This window comes from Chryseobacterium indoltheticum (assembly GCF_003815915.1).
Classification (GTDB): domain Bacteria; phylum Bacteroidota; class Bacteroidia; order Flavobacteriales; family Weeksellaceae; genus Chryseobacterium; species Chryseobacterium indoltheticum.
In genome coordinates this window covers 2541220-2561290 of record NZ_CP033929.1, presented here as the reverse complement: position 1 = coordinate 2561290, position 20071 = coordinate 2541220, and the positions used below count along the sequence as shown (strand labels likewise).

Genomic DNA, 20071 nt, shown 5'->3' with positions numbered 1-20071 from the left:
TGATAAACCGAAAGGAGGCTAAAAAAAGCTGTTTTTTGTCACTTAAAAAGGGATTGTGCTTATTTTTAAACGTTCTTAATAAGCTTTATTTTATTAAATTAACCATAAAAATAAGGTGTAATTATCTTCCTAAAATGTCACATCAAAAAACAAACGTGTTTTCTCCTAAAAAATATTTAAAATCTAAAAAAAACATTAAATTTGCCCAGACTGACATTATGGAAAAGAAATCACAAAAAAACCAACAGGAAATGCCTGAGGCAGGCAAAATCTTATCAAAACCACGTATTTTTTTCGGACTTACATTTATTGTTTTTGCCGGAGTGCTTACGCTGTCTTTTATTTCTTATTTAATGAACTGGAAGGCAGATCAGAGCCAGGCCGGAACTATATTGGATAAGACGATAAAATCATCAAACATATTTGGAAAACTTGGCGATTGGCTTGGTAATATTTTCATTTTTGAAAGTATTGGTATTGCTTCATTTATTGTTGCTTTTCTATTTGTAGTCTTCGGAACAATGATTTTAAAGAAAAGAATCTTTAAACCGTGGATGACTTTCGGGCACTCACTTTTTTTTATTTGCTGGTTACCTATTTTATTGGGTGCTATTACTAGAGGCAATGGTAATGGTGGAGTGTTGAGCGGAGTTTACGGCTATCAAATTATGGATTCCCTTTCTGCGATTATCGGAAATGTTGGTCTTTGGATGGTTTTAATTGTGAGTATTGCCCTGTATTTTATTCTTGAATTTAATCTTCGGCCAAGCTCAATAAAAGCTAAACTTGATGTAATTAATGAAAATACCATCGGTAAAGTAAGATCGATGATGCCAAATTCTGATCAGAGTTTTGATGCCGATCAGGAATTGGAAGAGGAAGTAATTGAAGAAACACCAAATATTACCGTAACCGATCTATCCGAAAATAGAAAAAAACCTGAAACGACCAAGCAAGCTCCGGTTATTCAGGAAACTCAGCCGATTACAGAAGTAGAAACAATTGTGACACCCAATCAAACATCTTTTGAGGAAGACAAAGAAGCTGCGCCTACTTTAAACTTAAATATTACAACAACACCTACAATTCCTGTTATAAAACCTGAAGATGCTTTTGATGCTCCTGTTTCAAGCTCTTCTGAAACGGATGATATCAAATTTAAAGTTGAAGTTGCTCCGGTTATTGATATTATTGATGATGCAGACAAGCAGTCTCAGGATTTAGTTGATAAACATGGTTTGTATGATCATCGTTTAGATTTGGCAAAATTCCAGATGCCGACTTTAGATTTATTGAAAGAATACGGGAATGAAGAAATTTCGATTAATAAAGAAGAATTAGAAGAAAATAAAAATAAAATTGTCGGACTTCTAAAAAACTTTAATGTAGGAATTGCTGAAATTAAAGCGACGATCGGGCCAACGGTGACTTTGTATGAAATTGTACCCGAAGCAGGAATCAGAGTGGCTTCAATCAAAAAATTACAGGATGATATTGCTTTAAATCTTTCTGCTTTAGGGATTAGAATTATTGCACCGATGCCTGGAAAAGGAACAATTGGTATTGAAGTTCCGAGAAAAAATCCGACAATGGTTTCTATGAGATCGGTGATTGCTTCTCAGAAATTCCAGAATACAGATATGGATTTGCCTGTTGTTTTTGGTAAAACAATTTCTAACGAAGTGTTTATGGCAGATTTAGCAAAAATGCCTCACCTTTTGATGGCGGGAGCAACCGGACAAGGAAAATCTGTCGGAATCAATGCAATCCTGACTTCCCTACTCTACAAAAAACACCCAAGTGAATTGAAGTTTGTAATGGTAGATCCTAAAAAAGTGGAACTCTCATTATATTCAAAAATTGAAAGACATTATCTGGCAAAACTTCCGGATTCTGACGATGCAATCATTACAGACACCAATAAAGTAATCAATACTTTGAATTCTCTCTGTATTGAGATGGATCAGCGTTATGATTTGCTTAAAAATGCATTCTGTAAAAATCTAAAGGAATATAATAAAAAATTTACCGAAAGAAAATTAAATCCTGAAAACGGTCACCGTTATTTACCTTACATTGTTTTGGTAGTCGATGAGTTTGCAGATTTGATTATGACTGCCGGAAAAGAAGTTGAACTTCCGATTGCGAGATTGGCACAGTTGGCAAGAGCGGTAGGAATTCACTTGATTGTAGCGACACAAAGACCTTCTGTAAACGTAATTACAGGGATGATTAAAGCCAATTTCCCTGCGAGAGCGGCATTCAGAGTAATTTCAAGTGTAGATTCCAGAACTATTTTAGATTCAACAGGTGCAGATCAGCTGATTGGTAAAGGTGATATGCTTTATTTTAACGGAAACGAAATTTTAAGACTTCAGTGTGCATTTGTAGATACTCCTGAAGTTGAAAGACTTGCTGAGTTTATTGGAGAACAAAAAGGATATGCTTCTGCATTTTTACTTCCCGAATATGTTTCAGAAGAAGCAACAAGTACAGTTGGTGCATTTGATCCTAACGAAAAAGATGCTTTGTTTGAAGAGGCGGCAAGAATTATTGTTTCCACTCAGCAAGGCTCTACTTCAATGCTTCAAAGACAATTGAAATTGGGCTATAACAGAGCTGGAAGAATTATGGATCAATTGGAGGCAAGCGGTATTGTTGGTGGATTTAATGGTGCTAAAGCCAGAGAAGTTTTGATAAGTGATCTGTATTCTTTGGAACAGTTTTTGGAAGATTTGCGAAATTAAAATTAAAACATCCAATTTTAACTTTCAGATTGTACGAAAGTCTAAAGAATAGGAAAAATTAGAAAAATAGAAATGAAAAAAATAATATCAAAAATAGTTGTAGGAACATTAGTCGTGGGAAGTATTGGTTTTGTGCAGGCTCAGAAAATTGATGCTAAAGCCAAAAAAATATTAGACGATATTACGGCCAACTACAATTCTAAGAAAAACTCATATTTTAAATTTGCTTTTGGAAGCGGAATGAACGGAGCGGTTTCTAAAACTGAGCCCGGCATTTATTATTCGGCAGGCAATAAATACAAGTTGAAAATCATGGAAACCGAGCAGATTTTTGATGGAAATAAAATCTACAATATCAATACTGAAGACATGGAAGTAACGGTGGCAAAACCAAATGCAAACAGTACCATGTTCTCTCCTATCAACTATCTTACGACTTACAGAAAAGATTACAATGTTGTGTATGGCGGTAAAAAGGCTGTTGACGGTGTGAATGCAGATTTGATTAAATTAACTCCGGTAAAAGCAAACGGATTAAAGTATATTTATTTGTATGTAGACTCAGCCAAAAAACAAATGCTGAAACTAGAGCAATACGGAAACAATAAAGATATCTCTGTAATTGCGATAAAAGAATACAAAGAAAATCAGCAGCTAGACCCGAATATGTTTGTTTTTGACAAGGCAAAATTCAAAAATTATCTTGTTACAGAATTATAATTCTAAATAAATATTAAAATTTAAAAGTCACAAAGAAAACTTTGTGGCTTTTTCATTAATTTTGGCGAATGTTTAAAATCTTAGACCGATATATCATCAAGACCTTTTTTGGTCCGTTTTTATTTATATTCAGTGTACTGTTTTTTATATTTATCGTAAACATTATCTGGATTCAGCTTGGCCAGTTTATGGGTAAGGGTTTAACGACTTTACAGATCATGAAGCTCCTTTTCTATCTTGGGGTAAGTGTTGTAAGTATGGTTTTACCGTTGACGGTTTTATTGGCAAGTATCATGTCTTTCGGTGAACTGGGAGAACGCTACGAACTTGCAGCAATGAAAGCTGCCGGAATTTCTTTAACGCGAGTGATGATGCCGCTTTTAGGGGTAACAGCTGTTTTAGCAGTCATGCTCTATTTTTTCTCAAATAATATTATCCCCGACTTTCAGAGAAAAGCAAAAAATATGCTTTTTAATATTGCTCAAACCAAGCCTGCATTAAATTTTACTCCGGGACAGTTTATTGATCAGTTACCCGGCGTGATGGTAAAATTTGATAAAATTAAAGGCGAAGATGGTAGAGATCTGGAAGGTATTTTCATTCATAAAAAAGCCGGCAATTATGAAAACCAGCAGACAATAGTAGCTGAAAAAGGAAAGTTTGCTAATGCAAAAAACCGAAAATTCATGAAGCTTATTTTGTATAACGGAAGTGTCATTGAAGACAGTTATGCCGGAAAAGCTGATAATGTAAGATTAAAGCAGCCCGATCAGGCTACAAAATTTGACACCTTAACGATTCACTTCGATATCAGCGAATTGATTGATAAGGCTATCGAAAAAGAACAGATCACGGATGATTACCGTTTTCAGACCTATACAGAGCTTCTGGCCACGATTGATAAAACTAAAAAAGATAACAACAGAACAGTAGATAATATCAGTAACGATATTATTAACCAAACCAATTCTGTAGTTACTTATATGGATAAAAACAAGACCAAAGCTCCTGTAAAATCACAATATAAGCTCGATTCTATAAAAGGCGAAAAAAAATTGCAACTTCTTACGAATGCATATTTAAGGCTTGATAATCTGAAAACAAGTTTAGATACAAAAAATAAAGAGCTGGATCCAAGCGTTAAATATTTCAGTAAAGTCGTTATTTACCAGCAAAGAATCCTTACCTACTCTTTTACCTGTATCATTTTCTTTATGATTGGTGCGAGTTTAGGATCTATTATCAGAAAAGGAGGAATGGGAGTTCCGGTAATTATAGCGATTGTAATATTTATCATTTTCTACGTGATCAATGTAGGTTTTGAAAATATTGCATGGTCGGGGAAAATGAGCCCGTATTTGGCGGCCTGGCTTCCAAACATTATATTATTCCCTTTCGGAATTTTAATGACTTATAAAGCTTTGACAGATTCTCAGTTGTTTGATTCTGAAAAATACAAAGCCTTCTTCAAACCAATTACGAAACTTTTCGTAAAACAGAAAGAACATCAGCGTTATCAATAACAATAAAATCCGGAAGAAATTTCGGATTTTTTTATTTAAATTAAATACTTAAATTAATATCTTCAAAAACACATGTTAATTTGATATTTAAACCCAAACACAAAATATGAAAAGCCTTCTTCAAATACTTATTCTTATTTCTTCTTGTAATTTTATAGCTGCTCAAGACCAGTTATTAAAAGATATAGATTTTGATTCTGTGAAAGATTCGATCTTCTTAGACAGGAAAGATTCTGTAATTATTTGTAAGCTTTCTTCAAAAGATTTTAAGGTTCAAAAAAGTAAACCTATTGAATATTTAAATGAAATTTCGTCCGGATTAAGTGAAACTAAAAATGGTTTCGAACTTAATAATAATTGGATGCGCAGCGGATATTCTGCACAATTCAGGTTGGAGAAAAAGGAAAAACGTATTCGTTTAATTGGGATGAGCCGTTATGAATTTGGAAACGCAGTCAACGACGGCAGCGGAGAATCAAGCGTAAATTTGCTTATGGGAAATTATATCGGCGATTGGAATTATTTTGACCATTTGGCCAATAATGAAAATGGAGAGTTAATCAAAATCCCGACAATTAAAACTAAAATGGTATTTAGAAAAATTTATCTGGAAGATTTTAATGATGAAATTCCTTCTAATTTTACTTCTGAATGTGCGCAACTGTATGAAAAATACAAAAGTGTAGAAATGAAAAAACGCAAAAAATAATAAATAAAATTTTTAGAATGAAAAAAATACTATTTTTTTTACTGATTTCAGCGAACGTTTTCACCTTTGCTCAACAAACTGATCAGGAAGATATCAAAAAAGCAATCAAAAAAGAGAGCATCGAAGGCCGTATGGATTTCTCGAAAATGGTTGAAGAAAAATATTCTTCTGCACCATTTATCCGTTTTGGAGACACTCTTTATAATAAAAAAGATTTTGCAATTTTACTTTGGGGTGCAAAAGTCAAAAATTTGGGAATCGAGTCTTTAGATGAGACGAGCAAGTTATGGGAAGAAATCTATAAGAAAACTTTAACTGAACCAGAACGTAAAGCATTGAAAACAGGTTTTGAAACAAAGTTTGAATAAGACCAATGTTTTAGTGAATTCATTAGCATATTTTTTGTTGCTCTCAAAAAAACAAATATTATTAATGAAAAAACTCATTCTGCTACCAGGTCTTATCTTTCTGTGTTCTTGTGAAAACAAAAAGAAAGAACCGATTGATGTACATTCTCCAACAGACACTTCACAACAGATTTCTTCCAAAGATTCTCTTAATAAAAACAATTCACCGCAAACGATTGACGAAATTAAAGCAGAATATGCTTTGGTTAATAATCAATTAATTGCCAAAAAACTTGATTCTGCAAGCTTTGATTATGAATGTGATGAGGTGTCAGGAAACGTTGTTTATTACAGTTCAAATGGTGAGTTGAAAAGTATAAAGCATTTTCATGGAGACAGCCATTTTTCATCTGTAGAAAATTATTACTTGAAAAATGGAAAACCATTTTTTGTTTTCCAGGAAGAAACCGTTTGGAATTTTGACGGAGGAACACCAGAAAAACCGGAAACAAAAGATGATGTAGAAGAAAAACGATTTTATTATATCAATGACAAATTAATTTCCTGCAGAGATAAAAAATACACACTGCGAACTATAAACCAATCAAAACCTGAAAATGTTTCTGACGGAGAAAGTAAGAAATGTAATGATACAGAATTAAGAAAAACATTTGAAGTGCTTCTGAAAAACAAAGACAAGAAAGGAAAAACAGACTGTATTTTATAAAATAGAAGAGGATTCATCGCTGAATCCTCTTTTTTTATATTTTCAATAACTGAAAATCATACTTTCATAATTTCAGCTTCTTTTGTTTTAAGATGCTCGTCACAAAGTTTTACATGCTTGTCTGTAAGCGCCTGAATTTCTTCTTCAACACCTTTAATAGCATCTTCAGAAACACCTTCCAGTTTTTTCAATTCTTTGATGCCGTTTTGTCTGGCATTTCTTACAACGATTTTAGTATCTTCTGTTTCTCCTTTAGCCTGCTTTGCCAATTCTCTTCTTCTGTCCTCCGTCAAAGGTGGAACGTTAAGAATAATATTTTCACCATTATTAGAGGGCGCAAAACCCAAATTTGAATTGATAATTGCTTTTTCTATAGCCCCAATCGCAGTTCTATCCCAAGGTTGAATAGAGATGGTCATCGCATCTGGTACAGAAACGTTAGCAACCTGATTAAGAGGAGTCGGCGCACCGTAGTATTCTACCATTACATCCTGAACCATGCTCGTAGACGCACGCCCCGCTCTGATTCTTTGAAATGCATGATCCAAGTGCTTTATAGCCGCTTCCATATCATGTTTTACAGATTCTACGATAAGATCTAATTCTTCCATTATATAATAAAAATTTGATAAGTTACACATTGTATGAGCAATCAATAATAAGTAATAAGTAATTAGGGTTTTGTACTTTAAACTTTTACCTTTTTACTTTGCTCTTTTTTTTTAAAGATTCACTAATGTTCCTACATTTTCTCCGTCTACAATTTTCAATAAATTACCGTCTTTATTCATATCAAAAACGATGATTGGCAATTTATTTTCGTGGCTTAATGTAAAGGCAGTCATATCCATTACCTTAAGGTCTTTTTCAAAAACTTCTTCAAAAGTTAAAGAATTATATTTTACTGCATTTTCATTTTTTTCAGGATCGCTGTCGTAGATACCGTCAACTCTGGTGCCTTTAAGGATAACATCAGCACCTATTTCGATGGCTCTTAATGTAGCTGCAGTGTCTGTTGTGAAATAAGGATTTCCTGTTCCTGCCCCGAAGATTACTACTCTGCCTTTTTCAAGATGTCTTACCGCTCTTCTTTTGATGAAAGGCTCAGCCACTTTATCCATTTCGATAGCAGACTGTAGTCTGGTTCTGATTCCGGCATCTTCCAAAGCACCTTGTAAAGCCATTCCGTTGATAACGGTTGCAAGCATTCCCATATAATCGCCCTGTACTCTATCCATTCCTTTTGCAGCTCCTGCTACACCACGGAAAATATTTCCTCCTCCGATTACAATCGCAATTTCGCAGCCTCTGTCAACCACTTTCTTGATTTCCTGAGCATATTCTATCAGTCTTTCGGTATCGATACCGTATTGTCTGTTCCCCATTAATGCCTCACCACTCAGTTTCAGAAGGATTCTTTTATATTTCATCTTTTATTTTAATAATAGTTTTTGAGAATTAATTTCCCTAGAAATTAACTTTGCAAATATAATCATTAAAAATATTGAAAAAAAGAAAAATATTATACATAAATAATGTCAGAAATATTTTGATAAGTAGCAAAAAGGATTATTTTTGCATTAATTAAATACTGATTTGAAGAAAGTTCTAATTTTTTCACTATTTCTTTCGGGAATTGTTTCATTTGCACAAACTGGAACAAACGTTTATTCTTTCTTAAATATTCCTGTCTCTGCAAGACAGGCTGCTTTAGGTGGAGATGCTATTACCATTAGAGATTATGATGTATCTTTTGCCATTGCCAATCCTGCTTTGTTGAATAAAGATTCAGATAAACAGCTTTCAGTAAACGCTTCTACTTATCTGGCAGATTCGAAATTTGGAACGGTTGCATTTGCAAAAGATTTAGATAATGGGCATATGGTTACCTTAAATGCAAGATATTTAAGCTATGGAAATATCCCAAGAACCGATGAAAGTGGTTTTGAAATGGGCGAATTTTCTGCTTCTGATGTAGCTGTAGGCGCAGGATATGCTTATCAGTTTGAAGAAGACTGGACGATTGGTGGAGGATTAAATTTTATCACTTCAAAAATCGATACTTATACTTCTTCTGCCCTATCCGGAACTGCTGGTGTAACGTATCACAATAAGCAAAGTAAAGAAGTTGCCTCTGTGGTTTTCAAAAACTTCGGATATCAGTTTAAATCTTTCAATGGCGAACGAGAAAATCTTCCGTTTAGAATAGATTTGGGATATACAAAAATATTAAAGGCGATACCTTTAGCGATTACTATTACAGCGCACGATTTGCAGAAATTTGATATTTCTTCTGATTATAATGTTAACGGGCAAGAAATTGGTTTCGGTAGAAAAATTGCCGATCACTTTTCTCTTGGTGCCGAACTTTTCCCTGAAAAAGGGTTCAATATAAGATTAGGCTATAATGTAAGAAGAGGAAATGAGCTTGCCGTTGTTGATCAGCGAAATTTTACAGGGTTGTCTGCAGGTTTTGGTCTGAAGATTTCAAAATTCCGTTTAGATTATGCTCATGTAAGATATCATAATTCTTCAAATGTTAATCAAATAGGGATTTCTGTAGATTTGAGCGGTCACCAAGGACAGTAACGAACCGCAAAACTTAAAATATTAAACTTTATCGTTCATTCATACTTGATTTTTTAATAAAATTTCTTGAAATTTGTGATATGAAAAAACCAGTAATCGCTATTGATGGATTTTCTTCTACGGGAAAAAGTTCAATCTCAAAAATTATTGCCGAAAAATTGGGCATCGTCCATTTAGACACCGGTGCTTTATATCGAGGGATTACTTGGTTTGCTCTACAAAACTGTATGGACGAAGATGGTAAGATCGATTTACCTGAACTTTTTAAATCATTTCATTTAATTGAGCTGGAATTTAAAAGAGAAGATGAAGAATTGATTCTTTACCTTAATCATATTAATGTTTCCAAAGAAATCCGTACCAATGAAGTGTCTGATAATGTAAGTTTAATTGCCAAACAGAAAGAAGTAAGAGACTTTCTGCTCGATGCACAAAGACTAATTGCAAAAAATGGCGGCGTGATAATGGACGGAAGAGATATCGGAACTGTAGTTTTACCCGATGCCGATTTCAAATTTTTTCTTACCGCAAGCATCGATGAACGCACAAAGCGCAGATACAGCGAGCTTTTATCTTTAGGAATAGAAGCTGATGAAATAAGTGTAAAAGAAAACCTTATAAAAAGAGACCGTATTGACAGTGAAAGAGAGATTTCGCCATTGCGACAGGCAGAAGACGCTATCGTAATAGACAATACAAATCTGACAAAAAGGCAAACTATAGAAAGTATATTGCAATATCTTACAAAAATTAACAATTTTTATTAGTCATAAACCTTGATTGGTATATTAATTGTAACCTTTTAAAACGAAAACTAGTATTTATTAACTATTAAAAAAACAAAAAATGTCTAGAAAAGGAAATAATACAGCAGGTATTTTGGCAGGTCTATTAGCAGGTGCTGCAGCAGGTGTAATTTTAGGAATGCTTTATGCACCTGAAGAAGGAAAAGAAACAAGAAAAAAAATCAAGACTAAGGCTGAAGATTTGAAGGATCAGGCTAAAAATAAATATGGTGAAGTATCTGAAAAAGTAAAAGATCAGTACGATAGTATCTCTTCTACTTTCAAAGAAACTGCAAGCAATGTAGCGCATACCGTAAAAGACGGATATGACAAATACAAAGATCAAATTGTTTCTAAAACTACCGATATGGTAAAAGATGTAGAATCTGGATTGAACGATCTTAAGAATTAATATTTAATTTTTATTAAATATAAAAAAGGAACTTAGTTAAAAGAGTTCCTTTTTTTGTAACTTTTAAAAAAATATAAGGATGATTGAGACAATTAAAGAATACGCATCTAAAAGAATAGATTTGCTAAAAATTGAGGCCACAGAGAAATCTTCAATTTCTGCAGGTGTTATTGCATATTTGGTGATATTGTTGGTGGCTTTTGGTTTTTTTATCATTCTCTTCAATTTTGGGTTGGCGTTTCTTATAGGAAAAGCATTAGATAATTATTCATACGGATTCTTTATTGTTGCAGGATTTTATTTTGTAATAATGTTTTTAGTTGTTACCTTTAAGAAAAGAATCGTACACATGGTGGCAAATAAAGTAATCGAATTTTTAAATCACTAAACTATGGGCAGAAATTACGAGAGTCTGGAAGAACTTAAAAGGAAGAAGAAACTTTTGAAAAGTGAAATTAATGATCTTGAAGCTCTTTTAACTTTTAAAAATACAAAAGAAAGCCTGAGTGCATTTACCAATGGTCTTAGCGATCAGTATTTAAAGGAAAAAATTGATGAAGATGGCGAAGAAACTACAGTGATCAGAAAAGATGTCATCGCAAAACAGATCACCTCTGAGGTAAAAGATCTTTTCTTAAGTAAAAATACAGCAATGGGAATTGCCGGAAGCGCTTTTAAAGGCGATGCAATAGATACTGTTATGAAACTTGCAGTAACTGCCTTTGTGGCAAACTATGCAAAGAAAAATATGAAAAGCTCAAACTGGAAAAAGAAGATTTTGGGAGCAGCATTAATTTATGTAGCACCAATGGCTTTGAAATTTATCCGTAAAAAGTTGGAGGCTTATCAAAAAACAAAAAGTGTATCCAGCATGGAGCAGCTTATATAAATTTGTTTGAGAGTTTTAGAGTCGGAGCGTGTTAGTGTTTTTACATTCTCTCCCACTCTAAAACCCTCCAAACACTATCGCTCTTAAACTCTGAAGAGCTGTCCCAAAATTATCCCCGCTGCCATAGAAACATTCAGGCTTTCTGTAGACTGCGATTTTCCGAATCTTGGAATACTTATTTTTTGGTGAAGAAATTTTTCTGTTTCGTCACGCATTCCATTTCCTTCGTTTCCTAAGATCAAATTTATTTTTTTTGGTTTTTCGAAATGATAAATATTCTCTCCTTCCATATCGGTTCCCACATTGATGTTTTCAGTTTTTGAAAGATATTCTACCAAGTTGCAATACACAATGTTCACTCTGGTAAAAGAACCCATCGTTGCCTGAATAACTTTCGGATTGTAAAAATCTACGGTATCTTCACTGCAAATAATTTGTTCGATTCCGAACCAGTCTGCTAAACGGATAATAGTTCCCAAATTCCCCGGATCCTGAATTCCATCTAAAACCAACTGAAAATCTTTGTCAGTAAACTCAGACTTTGCAGATAACTCACAAACAGCTACAGAATCTTTAGGATTTTGTAGAAAACTTATTTTTTTAAGTTCATTTTCAGTAATGTGCGTGAATTGAACATCTTTGGAAAGAAAATTGTTAGGTTGTGTAGAAAATATTTCTTTAATTTTAAAGTTAGAATTAGGAAGTTCAATAATAGTTTTATTCCCTTCAACCAAAAACAAGTTGTATTTTTGCCTGAACTTCTTTTTATCTAAAGACTGTAAAATTTTAATTGTATGAGCTGTAAGCATTTTAAGAATTCTCCTCAAAAATATTATAAAATAATATCATTTGCAACATTTGTAGGTTTACTTTATGCATGTAGTACCACAAAAAAAGTTCCGGATGGTGAATATCTGCTTACTCAAAACAATTTTGAATTTGAAGATAAAAAGCAGTTTTTTGATGACGAGCTGGAAGATTATGTGCAGCAGAAACCCAATAAAAAGCAGTTGCTTTTCATGCCTTTAAGTCTTCTTTTCTATAATGCTGCAAATCCAAAATACGATACTATTCTTAATGAATATATGACCTATCCAAGTGAAATGAGAAATCAGAAACTGCGTGATTCTCTTTTCATTAAATATAATATGCAAAGCAGTGTGGGGAAAAGTCTTTTCATGGATAGATTATATCATAATTGGGGAACTCCACCGGTGATTCTTGATCAGACAAGAACTGAAAAAAGTGCGGAATCTATTGAAAAAAGAATGGTCTACAGAGGTTTTTGGGATGCAGAAGTGAAACACGCTCACAAGCTTGATTCAGCAGCTAAAAAAGCATCTGTAAAATATTCTATTACGCACAACAGCCCAACAAATATTAAAGAATACTATTATAATATCCCCGATTTAGGCATCAAAGGGCTTTATCAGCAAAAGATGCATGAAAGTTTGGTAAAAAGAGGGCAATTGCTTGACCAAACGGTATTAGAAAAAGAAATTACCCGAATCAATGATTGGATGCGTGAAAATGGCTATTATAAATTCAATGCTGGTAATGATGAAGTAGGTTTCGTAGCTGATTCTCTTTTGAGCCGTAAAGAAGTTCCTTTGGTTTTAGAGATTCGTAAAGACTCTGTCAATAGACCTTACAAAAGAGCTACTTTTGGAAATATTGATGTTGCAATTGTCGATAATCACAACGATTTTCCCAGAAAAACAGTGAAAGACAGTCTTCGAAGAATTCGTTTTCATAAAATGAACGAAAACTACAAGACTTCGTCGTTATGGAGAACCATTATTGTTGATAATAAAGCAGTTTACGATCAGAAAAAATTAGACCTTACCAAAAGAAATCTTTTGGCCATGAATAATTTCAGTATCCTAAAAGCTAAAGATTCTTTGCGACAAGGCGGCGCAAGTTCTCCGAATGACAGTATTGTGGATGTTTTATACATTCTAAAACCTTTAGATAAATATGAACTGAAGATAGGAACTGATATTAATTATTCACAGTTATTAAATTTAGGGATATCACCCTCGGTTGATTTAACGACCAGAAACGTATTTCATGGTGCCGAAAACCTTACAACAAGTTTAGCAGGAACTTTCGGATCTATCAGAAATCCTAAAAATCTGGATAAAAGAATTTTAGCGTATGAATATTCTGCGCAGGCTTCTCTTAGTTTCCCTAGATTACTGCTTCCGTTTAACTATTACAAATTGATTCCTAAAAGATATACTCCCACATCGTCAATCGTTTTGGGAGCATCGGTACAGAATAATATCGGGTTGGGAAGAACCAACTTTAATACCGGTCTGAATTATTTTGCCAATGTAAATGATCAGGTTTCGCACCGTTTAACGTTATTTAATACACTTTTCAGTTTAACGAAGAATAAAGACAGTTATTATGATTTCTTTATTGGTGATGATGTGGTGAGAAGAGCTGCTTTCGCAGATTATTTTCTTTATAATCCTCAGTTAGAACAGGAGTTCAATGCCGGACTTGTTACAAGAGATCAGGTTTCTCAACGAATTATAGAAGATCTCGGTTATGTAGGTACACTTGATAGAGAAAAAGCAGAGAGACTTTTAGATTTTACAGGTACTTTAGTAAACAAAGACAGGCAAACTCAGGATGTTTTAATTTCATCAATGGTTTATAATTTTATTTATAATGAAATTGGTAAAAAAGATTATCCCAATGCTTTTTATTTTAATGGAAAAGTAGAATTGGCGGGCAATATTCCAAGTATATTTAATCAGAAAAGACAAGATGAAGGCGGGATTTTAAGAAGTCCTGAAAGAACAATTTTTGGAATTCCTTATGCGCAATTTGTGAAATTTGATTTTGATGTCAGAAAGTATTTTAAATTTAATGGTAATCAGACTTTAGCACTTAGACAGTTTATAGGAATTGGTATTCCTTACGGAAATTCTTCAACAATGCCGTTTGTAAGATCTTATTTTAATGGTGGTTCTAATGATATTCGTGCTTGGGTTGCATTTGGAGGCTTAGGCCCGGGTGGCTCGCAGATTGACGAGAAAGTGCGTACTTATTTGATGGGAAATATTAAACTGACAACAAATATAGAATACAGAATTCCTTTTACCGATATGTATGAAGGTGCTATTTTCACAGATATTGGAAACGTTTGGAATACTGAAAATAATGGTTTTGATGACCAGTTTAAATTCAATAAATTCATCAAAGAGATGGGTATTGGTAGTGGTTTTGGTCTTAGAGTAAATGTTGCTTACATTACATTAAGAGTAGATTTAGCGTATAAAATTTACGATCCAAACAAACCTGATGGTGACCGATGGAGATTCCATGATATCAAACCATTAAAACCTACATTGAATATTGCTTTCGGATATCCTTTCTAATCGGAAGAAATTCCAAAAATAAAATAAACTACAGCAGCCACTCTTGCAAGTATTTCGCGGGATTGGTTTCTGTAGTAACTCTCTGGTTTTGTAACGTCTTGAGCGTCAAATCCTAAAGCATTCATATTATTGTTTCTTGCAAAAAACAAAGCTCTCAGATTGTGAAAACCCTGGGAAACAATAATCACATTTTTCTTGTTGTAAACATCTTTACAGCGCAAAATGCTTTTATAAGTATTAAAACCTTCCGGATCTTCCATTATGATTTCTTCGGGCACACCTTCCTGATAAATAAGATAATTTTTCATCGCAGCGGGCTCATTATATCCTTTACTTTTTTCACCGCTTACAATGATCTTTTTTATTTTTCCGTGATGATAAAGCAACGCCGTGGCATCCATCCTTTTGGTAAAATACGGGTTTGAAAGTCCGGAACGCATCCTTGGAGATGTTCCTAAAACCAAAGCAACTTCTCTCGGCGGAATTTTTGATATTTTGGTATAAGTTCTCCCATTGGTGAGTCCGAAAACCCAGGCATTAGACAAACATATCAGAAGAAAAACAATTTCTACTGATACAAAAAATAATTTGAATATGTTTCGGATGAATTTCAATTGAAATCAAAGTTAAGCTTTATTTTCTTACTTTTTGCAATCGACATACATGCTAATATTTTCCCTTGTGCTTCTTCTTTTTCGGTAAGATATTCGTTTTCCAAAAGCTCTACTTCGCCTTCTTCCAAAGTACATTCACAGCTTCCGCAAATTCCGGATTTGCAGGAATAAGGAACCGGAAATTTTTGAGTCAGAAGCTGCTGCAGAATTTTCTCCCGGTTATCTGGAAGCTCAGTTTGGTAGTTTTTTCCTAAAAGTTTAAAATCTACCTGTACATCTTCAATCAGCGGAAATTCTTTTTCTACAGGATAAATATCATCATTAAACTCTTCGAACAATTCAAAATGAATATTCTTTTTTGGAATTCCGTGATGATAGCATGCATTGGCCAACGTTTTTATCATTTCCCCTTTTCCGCAGATTAAAACTTCGTCAACGGCATCCCAAATTGTAGATTCTTCATCGGTATCATCCAGATGCAGGATTTGATTGATAATTAAGTTTAATTTTTTTGCGTCCAGCCTTCCGTAGAAAAATTGATCTGCTGTTTTTTCTTGCGAATAAAAATAAAAAATCTGCAGTCTGTTATGATGCTTACTTGCAAGATTATCGAGAAGCTCACGATAGACAAGTTCTTCAGAACTTTTGTTTCCAAGAAATAAAAAAAGTCTCGTTCTCGGTTCGGTATGAAGGATGTTTTTAAAATGACTTAAAATGGGTGTAATTCCGATTCCCGCAGCAAAACCTACAATCGTTCTGAATTCACTGGGTTTAGAAACTAAAGTAAATCTTCCACCAGGTTCGCTCACCAAAATTTCATCTCCAACTTCGTAATTTTCAAATAGCTGCGAAGTGGCACTTTGCACTGAATTTATTTTGATTCCCAAAACTATTTTTTTCTCATACGGAGCCGACGTCATCGAGTAATCATTGATAACATTTTTACCGTGAGACTGAAATTGAATGCTTACATACTGGCCGGCCTCAAATTGAAAATTTTCTTTTAAATCCTCAGGAATTTCGAGCTCCAAAGAAAAAGTATTTTTGGTCAGCTTTTCTTTTTTAGCTATTTTTAACCGATGAAACTGCGTGAGTTTCCCTTTATAGATTTGTTGTTCCATACTGCAATTCAAAAATAATAAAAAATAATTATGAAACCGCCATTGCTGAGATTTTCTTGATAACAGAATTGTTTGCAACGATCATAATAAATAACTAAAAATAAATAGATCCGTATGAAAAAAATAATTTTAACTGCACTTTTGGCTACTGCATTGCTAAGTTGTAAAAAAGAAGCAGAAAAAACGGAAGAAAATATCGCCGTAGCAGATTCAGCGGATATTAAAAAGGATGCAGAACCTGAAACTTCTAAAATAGCACTGAGGGAAGTTGATCAGAAAGGATTAACTGAGATTTTATCCAAAAATAATGATACTTTATATGTAACCAATTTTTTTGCAACGTGGTGTGGCCCATGCATGATGGAAATACCTCATTTTAAAAAGAAAATTGAAGAATTAAAAGACAAACCTGTAAAATTTACATTTATAAATATTTATAACAAGCCAGCTTGGGAAACCGAAGTTCCAGCTTTTGCACAAAAAAGTGGTCTGGCAGATAAAATTCTTCTTCTTGATGATAGTAAATTAAATCAAGACTTTTTTGTCAATTTTCAACAATGGAGAGGAAATAATATTCCATTTACTTTTTTCAGAAAAGGTGACAAAGTAGAAGAATCTGAAGGTTCAATGACTGAGGAAATGCTTAATTCACAAATTGATTCTTTTCTAAAGTAAGATTATTCTAGTTCGAAGATGTCTAAAAAATTTAAAATCCTGTGTTTATTTTTACTGATCGCAGTTACTTTGACAGCGCTCATTAATCTGAATACAGGATTTTTGTCTTTAAATTTCCAGGATTTTTTCCAGGATTCTACCAATAGCCAGATTGCAGAAATTCGTGTAAACCGGGTTTTAGTAATGCTTTTGGCAGGAATTTCAATTCCGACATCGGGCTTTCTGATGCAGGAATATTTTCAGAATCCTCTTGCCGGACCAGATATTTTAGGAATTACATCTGTCGCAAGCTTATCTGTCGCATTTTACATTTTCTTTTCACATAATATTTTACTGCCTGAATTTCTGCAAAACAGTTTTCTAAGTTTATCAGCAATCATTGGAAGCTTAGTTTTGATGCTTGTTTTGCTTTCAATGTCAAATAAATTTCAGGATAAATCATATCTTATTATTTTCGGCTTTTTGGTGTCGGCTTTAGCGGGAGCTATTGTTTCGTTGCTTCAGTTTTATGCAGAAAATCAAAGTTTAAAAAACTATATTTTATGGTCTTTTGGAGCCAATAATATGGTTTCGAGAAATCAGATTATCGTGCTGTCTATTTTAATTTTTATTGGATTCTTAATCTGTTTTAAAACGATAAAACCCTTAATCGGAAATTCTCTCGGAAGTTCATATGCACAGAGTTTAGGAGTTAATTTAAATCATCTGAAACTGATGATCATCGTTGCTTCTTCTTTACTTTCGGCTTCGGTTACAGCATTTTTAGGACCTATTTTATTCATCGGGATTATTGTTCCTCACTTCTGCAGATTGATTTATAATCCAGCAAAACTTTGGCAGCAATGGATTCTGAATATGTTTTTGGGAATGCTGATGATGTTGTTTTTCTCAATTATTGCAGAAAAAACGCAGATTCCTTTAAATGTTATTAGTTCGGTTTTTGGAATTCCTGTAATTTTAATGATGCTTTTGAAGCAGAATAAAGTGTAAAGTGAATGGTGAATGAAGTCAATAGTCAATTTTAAATTCTCTCGCAGATTTTGCAGATGAAGCAAATTCTTGAGAATATTACTTAAAGTTTAAATAGATGTTTGTCATTCCGCAGGAACCTAAACTAAATTTTTAAAGATGCTTCCAGCATGAAAAACAGAATGTGAAAAATTTAAAACAAAATCAAGGAGAAAAAATAAAAGTCTGTGTAAATCTGTGAAACGTAAGTTCGAGTAAGTCAAATCTGCAGAAAATTAAAAACCAACAAATGCACCTACAAATAAAACAAGCCAATATTGGTTACGATAAAACCTTAATCTCAAATGCCAATGCATCTTTGAATTTAGGAGACGTTTGCTTGTTGATTGGAAATAATGGTGTAGGAAAAACTACTTTAATTAAATCGATTCTTCATCAAAATTCTTTGCTGAATGGAGAAATTTCGATTAACAATAAAAATGTAAAACATCTATCTGTAAAAGAGATTGCCGAAAACATTGCCATCGTTTTTTCCAAAGCGATTATTCCGCAAAATTATACAGTTGAAGATTTAATTTCGTTGGGGAAATATATTTATTATCCTTTTTATTTTGAGCTTAAAAAAGAAGACCGGGAAGAGGTTTCAGATATTATTAAAGAATTAGATTTAGATGAATATAAAAATACTCCTTTAAAAAATCTTTCTGATGGAAATCTGCAAAAAGCATTTATTGGACGTGCATTAACGCAGAATTCTCCTATTATTATTCTTGATGAACCCACAACTCATTTGGATGAAAAAAATAAAATCATCATTCTAAAAACACTTCGAAAACTTGCCAAAGAACAAAATAAACTGATTTTGTTTTCATCACACGACTGGCGTTTGGCAAAAGAATTTGCCGATAAAATCTGGTATGTTAAAAACCAAGAACTATTTTCCGGAATTGTTGAGGATCTTTTACTGAAGCATGATGAGTTGACGAATGCATCTTTATTTCAGGTGAATGAAAATTTTGTGGCTCCTTCCATTATTTCACCCGAAATTCAAAAAGAAATGCTGTATTCTTTACTGCAAAAAAACTTTCAAAAAGACCTTTCATTATTTCAATTTAAATATAACAACACATTTTGGGAGATTTCATATAAAAACGAAGTGCACAAATGCGAATCCTTTGAAGAAATCATTAATTTAATCTCAAAGCTTTATTAATACGCTATTTTAATTGTTTATTCTATATACTATGCATGCATAGTATTATGCTTATCATACATTTTAACATTCTGTAATTCAACTGATTAATAAATTTTATTATTAATTAATACTATGCATGCATAATATTTACTACATTTGATAAAACCGATAAGCAAAAAATATGATGGATAACAATAAAGAGAAAACAGAAAATGTAGATCTCATTCTGAAACAGACTTGGTTGGCTGTTTCGAAAATGTATACTGAGCTCGCACAAGAGCACGATTCTACTGCCGTACAAGCCTTAACTTTATTAAAAATTGATCCCAAAGAAGGTACAAGAAGTACCAATTTAGGCCCCAAAATGGCCATCGAGCCAACTTCCCTCACAAGGATTATTAAACTCCTTGAAGACAACGGCTATATCTACAAAGAAAAAACAACTACCGATAAACGAGAAGTCATCATTAAGCTTACCGATAAAGGATTAAGTTCAAGAAATATGTCTAAAGAAGTGGTGGTAAATTTCAATAAAAAAGTAATGGAAAAAATTGCTCCCGATAAGTTGGAAACCTTCAAAGAAGTAATGAGTGAAATCATGAAAATTGCTGCCGACTTGAATAATAGAAAATAAAAAAATCCCTGCTTTGGAAGGGT

Annotated in this window: 21 protein-coding genes; 16 read left to right on the top strand and 5 right to left on the bottom strand. The window is 33.3% G+C overall.

The window, feature by feature from the left end:
• Window positions 1-218: 218 nt before the first annotated feature.
• From EG358_RS11825 to EG358_RS11800, 6 genes are all read left to right on the top strand, one after another.
• Window positions 219-2747: an FtsK/SpoIIIE family DNA translocase gene (locus tag EG358_RS11825; RefSeq protein ID WP_076558814.1), complete on the top strand. Its 2529-nt coding sequence runs from the start codon at window positions 219-221 to the stop codon at window positions 2745-2747.
• A gap of 72 nt (window positions 2748-2819) precedes the next feature.
• Window positions 2820-3467, top strand: a complete 648-nt coding sequence (locus EG358_RS11820; RefSeq protein ID WP_076558319.1) for a LolA family protein — start codon at window positions 2820-2822, stop codon at window positions 3465-3467.
• Between the two features lie 68 nt (window positions 3468-3535).
• Window positions 3536-4990: an LptF/LptG family permease gene (locus EG358_RS11815; protein WP_076558317.1), complete on the top strand. Its 1455-nt coding sequence runs from the start codon at window positions 3536-3538 to the stop codon at window positions 4988-4990.
• A gap of 106 nt (window positions 4991-5096) precedes the next feature.
• Complete coding sequence (locus tag EG358_RS11810) at window positions 5097-5699, top strand: hypothetical protein (protein WP_076558315.1); 603 nt, start codon at window positions 5097-5099, stop codon at window positions 5697-5699.
• A 17-nt stretch (window positions 5700-5716) separates the two neighbouring features.
• Entirely contained in the window at window positions 5717-6067 is a 351-nt protein-coding gene (locus tag EG358_RS11805; protein ID WP_076558312.1) for a hypothetical protein, read from the top strand.
• A 64-nt stretch (window positions 6068-6131) separates the two neighbouring features.
• Window positions 6132-6773 (top strand): hypothetical protein, encoded by a 642-nt coding sequence (locus EG358_RS11800; RefSeq protein ID WP_076558309.1) that lies wholly within the window; start codon window positions 6132-6134, stop codon window positions 6771-6773.
• Between the two features lie 56 nt (window positions 6774-6829).
• Here EG358_RS11800 and frr read toward each other — a convergent pair whose 3' ends face one another.
• Window positions 6830-7384 (bottom strand): ribosome recycling factor, encoded by a 555-nt coding sequence (frr, locus tag EG358_RS11795; RefSeq protein ID WP_076558307.1) that lies wholly within the window; start codon window positions 7382-7384, stop codon window positions 6830-6832.
• Window positions 7385-7495: 111 nt separating this feature from the next.
• Window positions 7496-8203 (bottom strand): UMP kinase, encoded by a 708-nt coding sequence (gene pyrH / locus EG358_RS11790; protein ID WP_076558305.1) that lies wholly within the window; start codon window positions 8201-8203, stop codon window positions 7496-7498.
• A gap of 166 nt (window positions 8204-8369) precedes the next feature.
• Here pyrH and porQ point away from each other — a divergent pair, with 166 nt between their 5' ends.
• The 5 genes from porQ to EG358_RS11765 all read left to right on the top strand — a co-directional run bounded on the left by porQ (window position 8370) and on the right by EG358_RS11765 (window position 11448).
• Window positions 8370-9362 (top strand): type IX secretion system protein PorQ, encoded by a 993-nt coding sequence (gene porQ / locus EG358_RS11785; protein ID WP_076558303.1) that lies wholly within the window; start codon window positions 8370-8372, stop codon window positions 9360-9362.
• 80 nt (window positions 9363-9442) lie between these two features.
• Window positions 9443-10129 carry a (d)CMP kinase gene (gene cmk, locus EG358_RS11780; RefSeq protein WP_076558301.1) on the top strand — a complete coding sequence of 229 codons (687 nt, stop codon included), beginning with the start codon at window positions 9443-9445 and terminating at the stop codon, window positions 10127-10129.
• 79 nt (window positions 10130-10208) lie between these two features.
• Window positions 10209-10559, top strand: a complete 351-nt coding sequence (locus EG358_RS11775) for a YtxH domain-containing protein (RefSeq protein WP_076558299.1) — start codon at window positions 10209-10211, stop codon at window positions 10557-10559.
• Between the two features lie 79 nt (window positions 10560-10638).
• Entirely contained in the window at window positions 10639-10947 is a 309-nt protein-coding gene (locus tag EG358_RS11770) for a phage holin family protein (RefSeq protein ID WP_076558297.1), read from the top strand.
• A 3-nt stretch (window positions 10948-10950) separates the two neighbouring features.
• Complete coding sequence (locus EG358_RS11765) at window positions 10951-11448, top strand: phosphoribosyl-ATP pyrophosphatase (protein WP_076558295.1); 498 nt, start codon at window positions 10951-10953, stop codon at window positions 11446-11448.
• Window positions 11449-11531: 83 nt separating this feature from the next.
• Here EG358_RS11765 and EG358_RS11760 read toward each other — a convergent pair whose 3' ends face one another.
• Window positions 11532-12257, bottom strand: a complete 726-nt coding sequence (locus tag EG358_RS11760; protein WP_076558293.1) for a TrmH family RNA methyltransferase — start codon at window positions 12255-12257, stop codon at window positions 11532-11534.
• Between EG358_RS11760 and tamL the strand changes: the two genes are divergently transcribed.
• Entirely contained in the window at window positions 12243-14840 is a 2598-nt protein-coding gene (gene tamL / locus EG358_RS11755; protein WP_076558291.1) for a translocation and assembly module lipoprotein TamL, read from the top strand. The genes EG358_RS11760 and tamL overlap by 15 nt on opposite strands.
• Here the strand turns inward: tamL and EG358_RS11750 are convergent.
• Window positions 14837-15454, bottom strand: a complete 618-nt coding sequence (locus EG358_RS11750; RefSeq protein ID WP_083676988.1) for a SanA/YdcF family protein — start codon at window positions 15452-15454, stop codon at window positions 14837-14839. The two genes, tamL and EG358_RS11750, sit on opposite strands and share 4 nt — an antisense overlap.
• Window positions 15451-16575, bottom strand: coding sequence for a flavin reductase family protein (locus tag EG358_RS11745; RefSeq protein WP_076558290.1), 1125 nt, complete (start codon window positions 16573-16575; stop codon window positions 15451-15453). Before EG358_RS11745 ends, EG358_RS11750 begins: the two co-directional genes overlap by 4 nt.
• Window positions 16576-16689: 114 nt before the next feature.
• On the opposite strand from EG358_RS11745, the gene EG358_RS11740 reads away from it, so the two are divergent.
• From EG358_RS11740 to EG358_RS11725, 4 genes are all read left to right on the top strand, one after another.
• Window positions 16690-17250 carry a TlpA family protein disulfide reductase gene (locus EG358_RS11740; RefSeq protein WP_076558288.1) on the top strand — a complete coding sequence of 187 codons (561 nt, stop codon included), beginning with the start codon at window positions 16690-16692 and terminating at the stop codon, window positions 17248-17250.
• An 18-nt stretch (window positions 17251-17268) separates the two neighbouring features.
• Entirely contained in the window at window positions 17269-18240 is a 972-nt protein-coding gene (locus EG358_RS11735) for a FecCD family ABC transporter permease (RefSeq protein WP_076558286.1), read from the top strand.
• Between the two features lie 268 nt (window positions 18241-18508).
• Window positions 18509-19432 (top strand): ABC transporter ATP-binding protein, encoded by a 924-nt coding sequence (locus EG358_RS11730; RefSeq protein ID WP_076558285.1) that lies wholly within the window; start codon window positions 18509-18511, stop codon window positions 19430-19432.
• A gap of 166 nt (window positions 19433-19598) precedes the next feature.
• Complete coding sequence (locus EG358_RS11725) at window positions 19599-20048, top strand: MarR family winged helix-turn-helix transcriptional regulator (RefSeq protein WP_076558283.1); 450 nt, start codon at window positions 19599-19601, stop codon at window positions 20046-20048.
• Window positions 20049-20071: the final 23 nt, after the last annotated feature.

Coding starts and splice junctions, on each gene's coding strand:
- EG358_RS11775 (WP_076558299.1), top strand. CDS start 10,209: ATGTCTAGAAAAGGAAATAATACAGCAGGTATTTTGGCAGGTCTATTA.
- EG358_RS11805 (WP_076558312.1), top strand. CDS start 5,717: ATGAAAAAAATACTATTTTTTTTACTGATTTCAGCGAACGTTTTCACC.
- frr (WP_076558307.1), bottom strand. CDS start 7,384: ATGGAAGAATTAGATCTTATCGTAGAATCTGTAAAACATGATATGGAA.
- EG358_RS11770 (WP_076558297.1), top strand. CDS start 10,639: ATGATTGAGACAATTAAAGAATACGCATCTAAAAGAATAGATTTGCTA.
- EG358_RS11765 (WP_076558295.1), top strand. CDS start 10,951: ATGGGCAGAAATTACGAGAGTCTGGAAGAACTTAAAAGGAAGAAGAAA.
- cmk (WP_076558301.1), top strand. CDS start 9,443: ATGAAAAAACCAGTAATCGCTATTGATGGATTTTCTTCTACGGGAAAA.
- EG358_RS11800 (WP_076558309.1), top strand. CDS start 6,132: ATGAAAAAACTCATTCTGCTACCAGGTCTTATCTTTCTGTGTTCTTGT.
- EG358_RS11735 (WP_076558286.1), top strand. CDS start 17,269: ATGTCTAAAAAATTTAAAATCCTGTGTTTATTTTTACTGATCGCAGTT.
- tamL (WP_076558291.1), top strand. CDS start 12,243: ATGAGCTGTAAGCATTTTAAGAATTCTCCTCAAAAATATTATAAAATA.
- EG358_RS11815 (WP_076558317.1), top strand. CDS start 3,536: ATGTTTAAAATCTTAGACCGATATATCATCAAGACCTTTTTTGGTCCG.
- EG358_RS11725 (WP_076558283.1), top strand. CDS start 19,599: ATGGATAACAATAAAGAGAAAACAGAAAATGTAGATCTCATTCTGAAA.
- EG358_RS11760 (WP_076558293.1), bottom strand. CDS start 12,257: ATGCTTACAGCTCATACAATTAAAATTTTACAGTCTTTAGATAAAAAG.
- EG358_RS11810 (WP_076558315.1), top strand. CDS start 5,097: ATGAAAAGCCTTCTTCAAATACTTATTCTTATTTCTTCTTGTAATTTT.
- EG358_RS11740 (WP_076558288.1), top strand. CDS start 16,690: ATGAAAAAAATAATTTTAACTGCACTTTTGGCTACTGCATTGCTAAGT.
- EG358_RS11820 (WP_076558319.1), top strand. CDS start 2,820: ATGAAAAAAATAATATCAAAAATAGTTGTAGGAACATTAGTCGTGGGA.
- EG358_RS11745 (WP_076558290.1), bottom strand. CDS start 16,575: ATGGAACAACAAATCTATAAAGGGAAACTCACGCAGTTTCATCGGTTA.
- EG358_RS11730 (WP_076558285.1), top strand. CDS start 18,509: ATGCACCTACAAATAAAACAAGCCAATATTGGTTACGATAAAACCTTA.
- pyrH (WP_076558305.1), bottom strand. CDS start 8,203: ATGAAATATAAAAGAATCCTTCTGAAACTGAGTGGTGAGGCATTAATG.
- EG358_RS11825 (WP_076558814.1), top strand. CDS start 219: ATGGAAAAGAAATCACAAAAAAACCAACAGGAAATGCCTGAGGCAGGC.